Origin of the sequence: Microvirga antarctica, from assembly GCF_017921815.1 — a bacterium.
In the GTDB taxonomy this organism is placed as follows: Bacteria; Pseudomonadota; Alphaproteobacteria; order Rhizobiales; family Beijerinckiaceae; genus Microvirga; species Microvirga antarctica.
In genome coordinates, this window is the sequence record NZ_JAGEMM010000001.1 from 91488 (window position 1) to 105045 (window position 13558).

A 13558-nucleotide genomic window follows, 5' to 3' on the forward strand; every position below is an offset into this window, starting at 1 on the left:
CCGCCCAAGCCATCAGCCGGAAACTGGAGTTATGCGCTCGCAATCGCGAACGGGAAACTCGCCAGCGGCTCCTCGCTTGCGGGACCACCGCCCAGCTCCTCGGTCCAAGCGACCACCGCTCCGATGCAACCGGCACCGCCCCCTAGACCCGCTGGAAACTGGAGCGGCGCGATCGTAGCCGCGAACGCATCCATGTTTGGCGATGCGCCGAAAAACCAAAGGTAAGACGATGAACTTTGAAAAAATGCGATCGGTGCTGGCCAAGCCGGACCTGAGCTCCCCCGTTCTCACGGCCGTCCTTGCGGAAGCGAAGTCGCACCTTTCGGCCGAGGTCAGCGCCCTCGAGGCGCTCGAGGCAGGGCGCGGTGATATGATCCTCGCTCCCGATTCAGAACGTCTGAAGTACAAAGCCGACTTGGCCGCAGCTCGTGACAGTGTCGACGATGCAGCGGCCCTCGTCGGTGCAATCGAGGGGCGCCTGGCGGCCGCCCACGAGACTGAGGCGGAGAATGGACGCCGCGAGCTTCGCGCCAAGGCGGACAGTCTCACAGAGGCCGCGCGCAAGGCGCTCCGGCGCTACGTCAAGGCTGCCCGGGAGATTGCCGAGATCGTGGAATGTGTCGCCCGTGCTGACGAAGCCGTCCAGGCTTCAAATTCCGATCTGCCGGCGGGCGAAAGCCCGCTTCTGTCCCCCGAGTTCGAGCAGCGGGGCCGACTCGGCTCCGACGAGCGCATCGTTTCCGACGAAATCGTAACGGTCTGGGCTTATAGCGGCAGCGGCGAGCCGGTGCCGACAGATCTTGTCGCCCGGGTGCAGAGTAGCGGTCGCGGCATGGGCTGGATCCCGGCGCCGGAGGTTACGATGGGCTCGCCGTCGATCGAGGTCGTTCTACGGCGTTTTCGGCGGATCGAGCGAATCCCGGCCGTCTCTGCGGTGCATCTGGAAAGCCTTGCCCGCTCGGTGAACTTGCCAGGACTCACACATCTCGACCCGGTTATCTTTGAGCCGGCGCGGTGGGCCGATGGAAAGTCGGTTCTTGCCCACCTCGAGAAGCATCGGAGCGCGTCTGTTCGGCGGGAGCAGGAGGCGGAAGCGGTTGTCCAGTTCATCCCGGTTTCCGACCGTGTCGATGACGCGCCGAGCCCGCGCTACGACCCAAGCATCGGCCGCACCGTCGCCCCTAAGCGCGATGAGCGAAACACCACGCCGTGGCGCGAGATCGACGTCCACGTGGGCATTGTGGGGGCAAACTGATGGCACGCCAAATCCTCGCACAACTGATCCTAAACCTCCGTGACAACCTATCGGGTGGCGCTAAAAAAGCGGCTGGAGCGCTCGACGGCGTCGGCGCGGCAGCCGACCGATTGGGAAAGAAGCGTCCGGGGCTGGATGGTCTCGCGTCGAATCTGGACAAGGCTCGGATCAGCGCTGCGGCGATGGGGAAGGAGCTGCAACACGCTCAGTGGGGTACCGCATTTACACGCCAGTTGGAGAAGATTCGGATCGCACCGAGCGAGTTCGAGCGGTTGCGATCGAGCTGGAATAAGCTTCAGACCGATCTGGCCGGAGGCAGCCGTCGCGCGAATGTCGTTCTGGGCGCGCAGGAAACCTGGCGGAAAGAAACGCTCGGTGCCCTCGTCGCCGTCCGCGCCGAAACCGAGCGGCTTCACAACGCCCGCACCCGCCTCATTGCGGGCACGCGCGGCTTCGTCAGGCAAGGCCTTCTTCTGGGCGGGATCGGCGGTGGCGGATACTTAGCCGCTCGCGGCGTCCGTGGAACCGCAATCGCCACGGCCACTGAACAACGCGAAGGTGCCCGCGATTACCTTGGCGGGCTCTCCCCCTCAGACACCGCACGCATTGCGGCAACATCCCTTTCGGCATCCAATAAGTACCAGTCAGTCGACGTGCCTACGCTTCACTCCCTCATCCGGGAGTCAGCACTGTCGATGGGCTCTGTGGATCGTGCGATCCAGGTGTCAGAGTCGATTGCGCAGTCGATGACGGTGTTGCAGTCGTTGAAGGGCAAGGACGCTGCCCTCGGACAGCTGACTGGCTTTCTCAGGGCGCTCGATACACTCGGCAAAAATCAGGATCCGGCGCAAATCCGGAGCCTGCTCGATGGCGCCACGCGCGCGGCCGGTGTTCAGGGTGCAGAGTATAATCCCGCGGACGTGTGGACGACTGCAAAGACCGCCAAATCCGCAGGGTTCTCTCTCTCAGACGAATTTATCAATTCGGTCCTTCCAGCCTTGATAGCGGACATGGGCGCGGCACGTCCTGGCACCGCGCTCGGCTCGGCAACTGCCCAACTCATCGGAGGGCGCGCCACGCCGGCGGCGAAGCTGTACCAGACGGATCTCGGACTCCGCGACAAGAACGACCGTTTCACGTCACGCGATCTTTTCGCCTCGAATCCTTATACCTGGGCGAACGAAGTCCTTGCCCCGGCGCTCGCCAAGTCTGGCGTAGATACCGCAAACGAGGCCGCCGTTGTCGAGGCAGTAAACAAGGCCTTTTCCAACCAGACCGTGGCGGATTTGATGGGCCGCATGATCACACAGCGGGATCAAATCGACAAAACACGGGCTGCGTTATCGCGGGCACCGGGGCTCCCAGCCGCCGAGGGTTTGAGCGGGAAGGACCCGTTTGTCGCGTTCGAGTCGTCCGCCGCACAGCTCCGAAATGCCGCCGCGGCACTGGCTGATCCTATCCTTCCTGCGGCCACGGCCGCGATGAACGGATTCGCCAGTGTTCTCTCCCGTCTGAGCAGCAGCCTTCGCGAGAATCCTCTTGGAACATACGGCACGGCTGCCGCCGGTGCCGGTGCGATCGGGCTCGGCGGGTTCGCCACGTGGAAGGCCATCAAGGCGATCACAGGGGCCGCCGCTCTGGAGGGCGCCGCCGTGAGCCTAGTCGGCTCTGCCCAGGCGTTGACCGCGGCGGCAACGCGTCTCGGGCTCGGAACTGCGGCCGGATCGGTAGGGGCGGCAACAGCCGCCGCGGCAGCGGGCGGAGCTTCCTCCACAGCAGGCGCGGCCTCCTTGGCTCCCGCCATGGCCGTCCTCGCTGCCGGCGGATACGCGGTGTACAAGGTCTCCAGCGGCGACTGGCCCCTCCGGACCGAAGAGTCTCGGGCCGCTGGTCGCTCGCTGGAGCAGCAAAACAATCCGATGGGCTCATCCGCCTCCCAGGATGCGGCCCTGAAGGCGATGCTGGCCGGCCAGCGCGCCGGCGCCGAGAAAGCCAACGGCATCCGCCAAGGCATTGAAGCCAACGCAGGGCAGGTCGACGCGGCGTCGCAGTCCATCATGGATCGGATCCGTTCGTACTTCAGCAGCGGCGTAAGCGTCCCGGTGCGTCCGCAACTCGGCGGCAGCGCGATCTCCGGCACTCCGGCGGTCTCCAATCCGGCCGGCCGCGCAAACGGCGGGTCGGTCTATCCCGGCGGCCTCTATCAGATCAATGAGTTCGGGAACGAGTTCTTCCAGCCAGCCGAGCGCGGCTCGATTATCCCACGTCGTAAGATGGGGGCGGGCGGGGGCGGCGGCGCAAGTAGCCCGGTCTCGCTTTCGATCCATCCGACATTCAACATCTCCGGTAGCGCAGATCCGAGTTCGATCGCAGACACGGTTATGCAGCGGATCGAATCCGAAACCCGGCAGGCTCTCCGGAGCATGTTCTCCGACTACGGCTTGGAGATTGCCTAAAACCAATTGAGCGCGGGTTTCTTCCTTTGCCGCGCTCAAGGCCGCCCGGACCATCTCTGCGTCATGGGTCCGGGCGGCACCTTTCAATTAGCGCGGTCATCGCACGGTACGAGAAGAGCTCATCATCATGACCGGCCTACGTCACGCCAAGCTCTGCGCGTTCGTCTTCGACACGCTGCGCCAAAACGGCGAGATTAGGCGCCATGAGCTGTTTATGATGGCGGTCCAACGTATCGAGTTGGACTACGGCCCGCACGGACGCGAGATGCTGCGCGCCGTGCTCGATGAGCTTGCTGAAGAGGGCTCGATCGCGTTCACGCGCCTTACCGTTCGGCCTCTCCTCGACGAACGTCCGATAAAGCCACCGGTTAAGACGCGGCGCATCTTCCGTAGCCGCCCGATGATGTGGCACCTCAAAAAGCACGGCCGATTAAAACGTCGGGAGTTCCTGGCCTGGTGCCGCACGAACTACCTTGTCGAGGCATCGTGGTACGGCGGCCACCTTTTCCGGATCTCGCTCGTCAGGCTGCAGGTTCAGGGCGTGCTGGGCTTCGACAAGGACGAGGTCTGGTACGTGGACGAAAAGCGCAGGCGAACGCCGCGCGGATTCATGCGTGAGAAGCTGGAGCGAGAGGGCAAACTCGAGGAAGCGATCGCCAAGGTGCGACCGAAAACCGTTCGCCCGCGGATCCTCCGACTCCAGGAAGAGCGATCGCGTGAGCGGGAAGAGCGCCGCGCACGGCGCGCGGCGGATGTCACGAAAACCGCGAACGACGTCACTCCTCCGTTAGATCACGCTGGATCGCCGTCGACAGACGTCACGATTCGGCAGAAAGCCGTCTCGTCGCTGGCAGAATGAGTTGAGAGACGGCCGGCGACGTTGTCCCGGAACCGCGTGTCGGATCAGCGACCGCGACGCGTAACCGTCGAGATGTCCCCCCGACTGATCCCGATATCGGAAAGCATGTGGTCACTGAGTTTGGAAAGCTGGCGCTCGGCCTGTCGGTTATCGAACCACCGGCGTATCGTAGCGAGAACATGCACAATCATCGTCTGCTCCTTCGTTGGCCCCGACGCAGTAGGCGCGCACGGTGACGAAGGTGTGAACCTTTCGGGCAAAACGGCGGCTGTGCCCGCTCGCCTCTGCACTTGGTTAAGGATGTCTTACGCAGGACTTTGGGCGACCACGCTCCGGGCGCTAGCCACGGAAGGTCTGGAGAATGAGCAAAGCTGCAGCGATCGCATTCGCAACAGCCGCCCATGCGGCCCAGCGGCCTTGTCTGCCCAGATCGCCAATGAACTCGTCCTGATCATCCCGGACGGTGACCGTCGCGGCCTTCACCCCAAGGACGGCAGCTAAACCGGTTGCGACCGCGGCGCAGATCGTCAGGGCATGATCCATTGGGCCAATCAATCTTCCGGTTCAGCGGCGAAGTTTTTCTTGAGCCTGACCCCAGGCCCCTCGCCATTCTCGGCGATAAAGATCACGCCGGCGGCTTCGAGAGCGGAACGCAGTGCGTCCGTGGACTTTTGTGAGACGGGGCGCCTCTCGCGCTCAAAATCTACGATCGTGGACAATCCGACATTGGCCGCTTTCGCCAAGTTTGGCTGCGTCATGTTCAGCATTGTGCGAGCGGCTCGACATTGGGCAGGGGTCATAATTATCACAATTTAATGTTGACTTGGATTATTGTTGGAGATACGCATACCAACATCAGATGTTGATTTCAATCTAGGGAGATGGGCAGTGGGATCACCAAAAAAGACTACCCCCGTTGATGAGATCGAAATCCTCATCAAGGATTTTTGGATCACGACCGCGTCGACGATCACGGTGAGCGACCTCCCCGATGATGAGAGAGACGACGTGATCAACGCAGCGACTTGCCGGCAGGGCGAGGTCGCGCTTCAGATTGCGGTGACGCCTTCGGTATACGTTAGGCACATCGCCGAAAAGGTGAAGGTCCTCGAGCGCCTGATGGACAGGGGCGATCGTGAGTTTAACAACCTCATCATCGAGATGCTCCTGGCATCGGTCCGTGCGGATGCAGAGGTTCTCTCGTAGACACCCGATCCTAACGTCGACGTGGGCAATTTCCCAGTTCACAATCACAACGGTCCGTCGAGCGACGGCCGTCCCCCCACGAGGCTCGCGCCTTCTGTCACGAGGAACTCAGAGCATGAGTGACGACGAAACTCCAACGACAAACGTGGTTCGCTTCGTTCAAAAAGCTGATCGCAACAAGAGCGAGGAGTTAAAGCACCGGGATCTCGTCCTGGGATATTGTTTGCCCGATGATGCCGATGACTCGCTTGTGTGGGTAGCTCAAAGTCGAACGGCCGACGTTTTGCCTGACGGCCGAACCGCTGTCATCAGTTTGGATGATGGGCCGCTCGGCGACGATAGCTGGAGCCCCATGCGACGCGCCTTCAACGATCTGTTCCGGATAGCCCAGATGAGCCCGGTGCTGGCAGAAATACCGAATGGCAGATGGCTCCGCATCAAAGTTGAGGTCAGGGACGATTGGGCTGAACACCCCCTCAATCCAGAAAATGAGTGGAATTCAATCGACAACATCAGCGCGCCTGAGGATTTTGAGGCAATTGAGCCTGCGGTTGCAGATCGCCTTCGAATTAAATTCCCGACGGTGACTTAATCCGACGAGCACACCCGGCAATCGTGCCGGCCCGAGGGAACGACCACGAAGGCCCGCCACGGCGGGCTCTCCCACGATCGAGCGAATGGCATCCCCAGGAGACCAAATGCTAATGACCGAAACCGGACGGCAGTTCACGAGGCCGACCATGCTGTGATCGGACGTGTCCTCGGAATGATCTGCGGGAATGTGACGATTGAACCCGACGACGAGTCTGCGGGCCACAGCATCACAGAGGACATGTGGCCCACCCTTGCAGAGTGGGAGGCCCGCCAGAAATATCGAGACCCTGATTCAGCTATCCGGGGTCGAATAATGACCGTTCAAGCTGGCGCTGAGGCGGAGCGCGAGATCTTTGGTACTGACGGTGGCGGGGATGGCGATGACAGAAGGCAGGTCGCGTTCATGCTCGATAGCCTTCTGCCACTTGGTTCAGATCCTCTGCAATATGAGGCACGGTTCCGTTCGCGAACTCGGTGGCTGGTTCGTCGTCACAGAAAGAACATCGAGCGCGTAGCGGAGGCACTGCTCTCCCAGGATCGCCTCACCGACGATGAGGTCCGTGCCGTTATGCACTCCGAGTAGGCAAGCAGACCGATGCCCAAAATCAACCACGGACTGTTCGCGCGCCGCAAGGTCCATGAGCCCGCCGTTCCGATCGAATTCCAATCGCCGCCACGTGCAGGGCCCTCCAAGGCGTCCCTACGGGATGAGGCGGCTCGAGCAGTAGCAGACTTCAAGGCGCCGACGCCCAAACCGGCGTCCGCTCCGGCTTCGCGCGGGCAATCCAGCTCTGCTTTCGCCACACATCCCAGCACGGTTGCGCGCGATGTCTCCATCGAATGCCAATGCGGGCATAAAGCAGTGATCCACCGGGCGCCGGCCGATCTCATCAGAAGGCGATTGCGTTGCTCAAAGTGCGGGGAAGAGCCGCTGCCTTTCTGAGAGCGCCCCTTACTTCCTATGTGCGCAGGCCGCAGCGGCGGCACCACGTGCAGACGAACCCGACACAAGCTAATTCGAGCCGCCCGAAGCGCCATTTTAGCGTTTGTACGCGGCGATGGTTTTCAGGGAAGTAGTCTCCTCAGGATGGGAGCTGGTTCCAAAAGTTGGTTCAAGTGCCTTCGGAGCATCTCTGCAAACGACGATGTCATTGCCGATGAGGGCCAATGCTCAGGCCTGACGATATCGAGATCGAACGTTAGAGAAGGGCGAAATGGTCTCAACTGCTTCATGCCGCCAGGAATTTGGCTTGCTGTCAGGCGGTCGACGATAGCTATGCCTAGTCCGCGCATCACCAGTTCCATTGCAATAGACGTCCAGAAAACCTGAATGCGTCTGCGTGTGTAAACCTTCTCCTTGTCCAAGAGGGCATCTAGCCAGAATTGCGTGCGGTCGAGATGGTCATAAGTAATCAGGTCGCGTCCTTCGAGATCGCCGATCTCAATGATGGTTTTGTCCTCCAAGGGGTCCCCGGGCGGTACTGCGCAAAAGAGTTCAAGCTTTACAAGGGGCTCGGCAACGATGCCCGGCGGTTTAGAAAAGCAGAAGCACACACCAAGGTCGACCTGTCCCGCGGCAACCCATTCGATGATTCGCGCAGAGCTTCGCGTTTGAAGGGCGATGGATGCGCCAGGTCGTTCCTTCATGAAGCTCGCCACCAAGTCTGGCATCACGCTGAACGCCAGAAGCGGGAGGCTGGCAACCGTGAGATGCCCGCGCTTCTCGCCGGCGAGATCGTGCATGAACTGCTCCACATGCGCGAGGCCGAGAAACAGGCGGTCTACCTGATCGAACAGAGCACGCGCTTCAGGGGTTGGGAGTAAGCCGCTTCCAGACCTAACAAATAGCGGCAGGCCAAGGCGTCGCTCGAGTTGCGCGATATATTTGCTGGCTGCAGGCTGCGAAATCCGAAGATGTTTCGCCGCTCGCGAAACTGAGCCCTCCTGCATCACGGCACGAAAGATTTCGATCTCGCGAACGTTCATAATCAGACTCCCTCATAACCATATGGTTATGGACTGCCTAGAAAATTGCATTAGGCAGCTATGGATTTCAAGCTCTATTAGTAGGCGGTGTTTTGCGCTTAGGGGGTGAGTTTGGTGGCAGAAGATTACGCTCGTATGCAGCTTGCTTTCCCCCGCAGCATGTACGTTTCAAACTTGGAGATCGTTCAAAGCGATCTTCGAGAAAAGGGATTGGCGGCGGTCGCAATCTTTGATCCCGAAAGCATCTATTGGCTCACAGGATATCGCTCCATTGGCTACTTCACATTCCAGTGCGTGATCGTCATGCCTCAAGGCGGCCCTATCATGGTGTCGCGTCAGGTCAATCATGCAATCGCCGAGGCCAACGACAACATTGCAAGGTTTATCTCCATTGCAGACACCGCGGATGCTGTGGAAATCCTGTCCGGCGTCCTGCATGATCTGCTGCCAGAAGGAGGCCTTATCGGGCTTGAGACCCACTCAACCTATCTCAGCGTCGCCAACTACAAGATATTGGAGAGGGCGTTCAATGGAAACCTAGCCGATTGGGGGGGGGTGATCGAAGCCGCACGCATCATCAAATCACCTCAGCAGCTTGACTACATGCGTTTGGCCGCCAAGGCTGCGGTGGCCGGACTTGATGCTGCCGTCAAAGCCGTGGCTCCCGGTTGCACCGAGAATGACCTAGCCGCCGCTATGCTTCACGGGGCGACGAAGGCTGGAAGTGAATACACCCGTGTGCCACTCGTGGTGACCGGAAAGGCAACGGGTGTCTGCTTTACCACTTGGGAGCGCCGGGAGGTTAAGCGGGGCGATGTGGTCTTCTTAGAAGCAGCAGCGAACATCAATCGTTATCACGCTATGATTGCACGCAATTGCATCGTGGGCCGGGCAACCGCAGAGCATAAGCGTCTTGCCAGTATCGTAATCGAGGCCCTGAATCGTGGAATCGAAGCGATACGGCCAGGCACAACATCTGGAGAAGTCGACGCTGCCTGTCGCTTAGTTATCGATAAAGCGGGCCTTGGGCGCTATTTTGACCATCGAACCGCCTACGCAATTGGTATCGGGTTTCCACCCAATTGGGCGGAAGGACGTTTCCTCGCTCTGAAGCCCGATGATCCGACGGTTCTTGAAGCAGGCATGACCTTCCACTTGGTCCCTTCGCTGTTCATGCCTGACTATTGCTTCATGTCGAGCGAGAGCGTCGCCGTCACCGAAAATGGGTGCGAGGTCTTGACCAGCTATCCTCGCGAACTCGTCGAGATCGATGTTTGAGCAGCAATGCCGATGCAACTGGCAGAGCGGCCGGAATTGGCATGCTTGGAATGGCTGATCTTTAGGATTGGCTCCAGATAACTTACGACAGCAGGAGAGATGATATGCGCACGAACTGGATCTATCCAGCAACGGCAATCCTGCTCTCGGTCGCGGTCTGGCAATTTTCCGTCTGGGCCTTTGCCGTGCCGGCCTATCTTCTGCCGCCACCACTCGCGGTTGCTCAGAGACTTGTGGAGGATTTCACCTTTCTTTCGTACCATTCCTGGATCACTACGCTTGAAACGCTTGGCGGCTTTCTCCTCAGCGTTATCATAGGAATCCCCCTCGGCATTCTCCTCGTCTGGTCGCGCACGTTAGAGCGGGCCATTATGCCGTTGCTCGTAGTGTCGCAGGCCTTTCCAAAAGTAGCCGTTGCGCCCCTCATCATCATTTGGTTCGGCCTAGGGCTGTTTCCGAAGATACTCATCGCTTTTTCAGTAGCGTTTTTTCCTATCGTGGTCAGCACGATTGCGGGAATGCGATCGGTCGATGCGGACCTGAACGACCTGGCCCGCTCTATGCAGGCCTCTTCCCTAAAGACGTTTCTAAAGATCCGACTTCCCTTCGCCATGCCACAGATTTTCTCGGGCCTTAAAGTTGCAATTGCCTTTGCGACTGTAGGTGCCGTAGTCGGGGAGTGGGTGGGTGCCGAAAGTGGATTAGGTTACCTGCTGCTTTCCGCCAATGCGAATCTCGACACTGCGCTGCTCTTTGCAGTTCTAGTCGCGCTGATGGTGATCGGTCTGGTACTTTACTATGCAGTTGAACTTGCGGAGCGTCTGATGATCCCCTGGCACATCAGCATCAGAAGTGATGAGCTGCGCGCCTCTTCCTAGAATATGTCACGATAACAAATGAGGGACACATGAAAATTCATCGGACATTGTTGATCGCGAGTGCGTTGGCTGCTGCAGTCTTCGCATCCGCTCAGGCTCAGGCTCAGGCTCAGGCTCAGGCTCAGGATAAGCTCAGCCTGCGTCTGGACTACAGCGTCTACGGCACGCATGCACCATTCTACCTCGGTAAAGAAACGGGTCTCTATAAAGATGCTAATATCGATCTTCAGATCGGTGAGGGCAGCGGCTCCAGCAACACGGCGAAGCTTGTCGCGCAAGGCACGGACCCTGTCGGCTTCATGGATTACGGCACCATGGCCAAAGGCGTTGCCTCGGGAATGCCACTGAAGGCGATCTTAGCGGTTCATCAGCGATCGCCTATGGTGATCATCAGTCATGCGGACAGTCCCATCAAGTCACCGAAGGACCTTGAGGGCAAGATCCTCGGCATGAGCGCGTCTGAATCAACAGCTCAGATGTTTCCGGTCCTGGCTTCGGTGTCGGGCACCGATACTGCAAAGGTAAATGTCATTTCTCCCGCCGTCGGCGCCAAAACCGCTTTGTTTCTCCAAAAGCGCGCGGATGCGATCACGGGTGTCACCTATTTCCATCTTCCGCCTCTTGAGGCTCAGGGAGCCAAGTTGCACTACTTCTACTTCGCCGATTTCGGGGTCAGTGCTCTTGAAGGCGGTGTAGTCGCCAATACGGAATGGCTAAAAGCCAATCCCGATTTGGCACGTCGCTTCGTAACCGCCACGCAGAAGGCCTTCGTGCTAGCCAAGGCGGAGCCGGCCACGGCCGTCGACGCCCTCATCAAGGCCCGGCCTGATCAGGCGCGCAACAGGGATTTGCTCGTTCGGCAACTCGAATTATCCATGAGCGCCACAGCCACTCCGAACACAAAGGACATGCCGTTTGGAAAGATGTCGGAGAAAGATTGGCAGACGATGATCGAACAACTCGTCCAATCGAAGCAAATCGCCGAGAAAATAGCCAGCGACAAGCTCTTCACGAACGAATTTTTCGCAGATTAAGTTAACGCTGATGACCACGGACGCTAATTTAGTCTCATCCGTACGAACGGAAGCAGACATTCAAATCGCTGGGGTCACTCAGCGATTTGGAAGCCTTCTCGCTCTCGACACCGTTGACCTAAGGATCTCCGCGGGAGAATTTGTCTCGGTCCTCGGGCCCTCGGGCTGCGGAAAAAGCACGTTGATGAGAGCCGTTGCTGGTCTCGTGCCTCCAACGGCGGGCACGATTCACATCGGAGCGGATCTGGTCCGCAAACCGCATCCCGATGTCGGGATCGTCTTCCAGAAAGCCACCCTTCTCCCGTGGAGAAATGTGAGAGACAACATCACACTACAGCTCGAGATGCGCAATCTTCCCGCCGCGCGCTTTGAAAAACGTCTAAGGCAGCTTATTACGCTGACAGGTCTTGAAGGCTTCGAATCGGCTCTGCCTCATCAGTTGTCGGGCGGTATGCAGCAGCGAGTCGCCCTGTGCCGGGCGCTCATTCACGATCCAAAGATCATGCTCATGGATGAGCCCTTCGGTGCGCTCGATGCGATGACGCGTGAGACGATGAATCTGGAGCTGCAACGCGTCTGGCTCGAAAGCCGCAAGACTGTGATGTTTATCACCCATAGTATCTCGGAAGCCGTCTTTCTCTCCGACCGCATCGTCGTCATGAGCAAGAGACCGGGCAAGATCGCTACCATCATCGATGTGGATCTACCGCGGCCTAGAAGCTTCTCTATGGTTGGTGAGCCTGCCTTCATCGAAGCAACGATCCGCATCCGCGAATGTTTTGATGCATTAGGAATGACGGAGTAGTTCTTCCACCAGACAGGAGCGGCTGTACTCGCCGTGTTTCGAGGCACGGGGCGCGCCAGTCCGGCTCGCCGGATATTTTCGTCTCGTCTTGGGACAGAGACGCCTAAGGTGCCTGATCGAAACAGCTCAGCAACCTGGTAGACGCGATCGTGATATAGAGCAGCGTCAGCAGCAAAGTGAGCTTTTATCGCGCGCCTTTTCGGAAGGCTTCTTAGACCGCCGGGCCCGAAGGGCGATTTAGTACCGTCGATCGCACCAACGGTCGACTGTCGATCGCACCAACGGTCGACTTCCGCGTGCTGGCAGAAAATAGTGTAGACACGATTATCCTTCTCGGCCCTGACAACCGCTTCTCGTACGTGTCGCCGGCCGCTACTCAATTGTTCGGGTGGACGCCCGAAGAGATGATTGGTCGAAGAGCGGAGGAGTACGTTTTTCCCGATGACCTCCCCGCGATCCAGCAGGCGATGTCAAAATTTAATGCCGGACTGGCGGAGAGTGCCAAGACCGTAATACGCCGTTTCCGGAAGGACGGCACACTCGTGTGGGTTGAGGTCACAGCACGCGCGTTGCTTAACCCTGCGTCAAGTGAAGTAAACGGCATCGTTCTTGTGATGAGAGACGCTGAGGAAAGAAAACGGCACGAGCAGGAACTGGAGGCTTTAGCCAGGCAGGACGGACTGACGGGCCTTGCAAATCGGAGGGCTTTTGATGAGGTCCTCCATCTGGAGTGGCGCCGCACGCTGCGTGAAGGAACCCATCTCTCGTTGCTGTTGGTCGATGTTGACCACTTTAAGCTTTTCAATGACCAGTACGGACATCAAGTTGGCGACGACTGCTTGCGCGCAGTCGCAATTGCCGTCCAGGGGGCAGCGCGCCGGCCTGGCGAGATTACGGCGCGCTACGGCGGGGAGGAGATCGCCGTCATTTTGCCCTCTACAGACGCAGCCGCGGCGCTTTTGGTTGCCGAGCAGGTTCGCTTAGCAGTCGAGACTCTACGCCTGCCACACGCCAGAAATAGCGAAGGAGGGGGCTTGGTGACAGTGAGCGTAGGAGCGGCAACCGCTATGGCAAGCATGGGCGGCACAAACACAATGCCCGAAAGCCTACTGACCTCCGCGGATATGGCTCTCTACAAAGCGAAGGAGAACGGGCGGAACCGAATTGAAACGGCGCTCCTGCTCGCGAAGCCGTGACGCTGGACGTG

14 protein-coding genes are annotated in these 13558 nt (G+C 59.2%); 10 read left to right on the forward strand and 4 right to left on the reverse strand.

The window, feature by feature from the left end:
- The first annotated feature begins 229 nt into the window (after positions 1–229).
- From J4G32_RS00535 to J4G32_RS00545, 3 genes are all read left to right on the forward strand, one after another.
- A complete protein-coding gene (locus tag J4G32_RS00535) occupies positions 230–1255 on the forward strand; it encodes a hypothetical protein (protein WP_210482894.1) in 1026 nt (341 codons plus the stop codon).
- Positions 1255–3711, forward strand: a complete 2457-nt coding sequence (locus J4G32_RS00540; RefSeq protein WP_210482903.1) for a hypothetical protein — start codon at positions 1255–1257, stop codon at positions 3709–3711. Before J4G32_RS00535 ends, J4G32_RS00540 begins: the two co-directional genes overlap by 1 nt.
- A 127-nt stretch (positions 3712–3838) precedes the next feature.
- Positions 3839–4570, forward strand: coding sequence for a hypothetical protein (locus J4G32_RS00545; protein ID WP_210482905.1), 732 nt, complete (start codon positions 3839–3841; stop codon positions 4568–4570).
- A gap of 44 nt (positions 4571–4614) precedes the next feature.
- Here J4G32_RS00545 and J4G32_RS00550 read toward each other — a convergent pair whose 3' ends face one another.
- The 3 genes from J4G32_RS00550 to J4G32_RS00560 form a co-directional block, all read right to left on the reverse strand.
- A complete protein-coding gene (locus J4G32_RS00550) occupies positions 4615–4761 on the reverse strand; it encodes a DUF1127 domain-containing protein (RefSeq protein ID WP_210482907.1) in 147 nt (48 codons plus the stop codon).
- 148 nt (positions 4762–4909) lie between these two features.
- The gene (locus J4G32_RS00555) at positions 4910–5113 is read right to left on the reverse strand and encodes a hypothetical protein (RefSeq protein WP_210482909.1); all 204 of its coding nucleotides are present in this window, start codon (positions 5111–5113) and stop codon (positions 4910–4912) included.
- 8 nt (positions 5114–5121) lie between these two features.
- Complete coding sequence (locus J4G32_RS00560; RefSeq protein ID WP_343232562.1) at positions 5122–5337, reverse strand: XRE family transcriptional regulator; 216 nt, start codon at positions 5335–5337, stop codon at positions 5122–5124.
- A 67-nt stretch (positions 5338–5404) separates the two neighbouring features.
- Here J4G32_RS00560 and J4G32_RS00565 point away from each other — a divergent pair, with 67 nt between their 5' ends.
- Together J4G32_RS00565 and J4G32_RS00570 are read left to right on the forward strand one after the other, a co-directional pair.
- Entirely contained in the window at positions 5405–5776 is a 372-nt protein-coding gene (locus J4G32_RS00565; RefSeq protein ID WP_210482913.1) for a hypothetical protein, read from the forward strand.
- 115 nt (positions 5777–5891) lie between these two features.
- Positions 5892–6368 carry a hypothetical protein gene (locus tag J4G32_RS00570; protein ID WP_210482915.1) on the forward strand — a complete coding sequence of 159 codons (477 nt, stop codon included), beginning with the start codon at positions 5892–5894 and terminating at the stop codon, positions 6366–6368.
- 1067 nt (positions 6369–7435) lie between these two features.
- On the opposite strand, the gene J4G32_RS00575 is transcribed toward J4G32_RS00570, so the two are convergent.
- On the reverse strand, positions 7436–8356 hold the full coding sequence (locus tag J4G32_RS00575; protein ID WP_210482917.1) for a LysR family transcriptional regulator: 921 nt from the start codon (positions 8354–8356) through the stop codon (positions 7436–7438).
- 114 nt (positions 8357–8470) lie between these two features.
- On the opposite strand from J4G32_RS00575, the gene J4G32_RS00580 reads away from it, so the two are divergent.
- From J4G32_RS00580 to J4G32_RS00600, 5 genes are all read left to right on the forward strand, one after another.
- Positions 8471–9634 carry a M24 family metallopeptidase gene (locus J4G32_RS00580; protein WP_210482919.1) on the forward strand — a complete coding sequence of 388 codons (1164 nt, stop codon included), beginning with the start codon at positions 8471–8473 and terminating at the stop codon, positions 9632–9634.
- 104 nt (positions 9635–9738) lie between these two features.
- Positions 9739–10512, forward strand: a complete 774-nt coding sequence (locus J4G32_RS00585) for an ABC transporter permease (protein WP_210482921.1) — start codon at positions 9739–9741, stop codon at positions 10510–10512.
- 29 nt (positions 10513–10541) lie between these two features.
- Positions 10542–11546: an ABC transporter substrate-binding protein gene (locus tag J4G32_RS00590; protein WP_210482923.1), complete on the forward strand. Its 1005-nt coding sequence runs from the start codon at positions 10542–10544 to the stop codon at positions 11544–11546.
- A gap of 10 nt (positions 11547–11556) precedes the next feature.
- Positions 11557–12351, forward strand: coding sequence for an ABC transporter ATP-binding protein (locus tag J4G32_RS00595; protein ID WP_210482925.1), 795 nt, complete (start codon positions 11557–11559; stop codon positions 12349–12351).
- Positions 12352–12647: 296 nt separating this feature from the next.
- Positions 12648–13547 (forward strand): sensor domain-containing diguanylate cyclase, encoded by a 900-nt coding sequence (locus J4G32_RS00600; RefSeq protein ID WP_210482927.1) that lies wholly within the window; start codon positions 12648–12650, stop codon positions 13545–13547.
- Positions 13548–13558 lie beyond the last annotated feature (11 nt).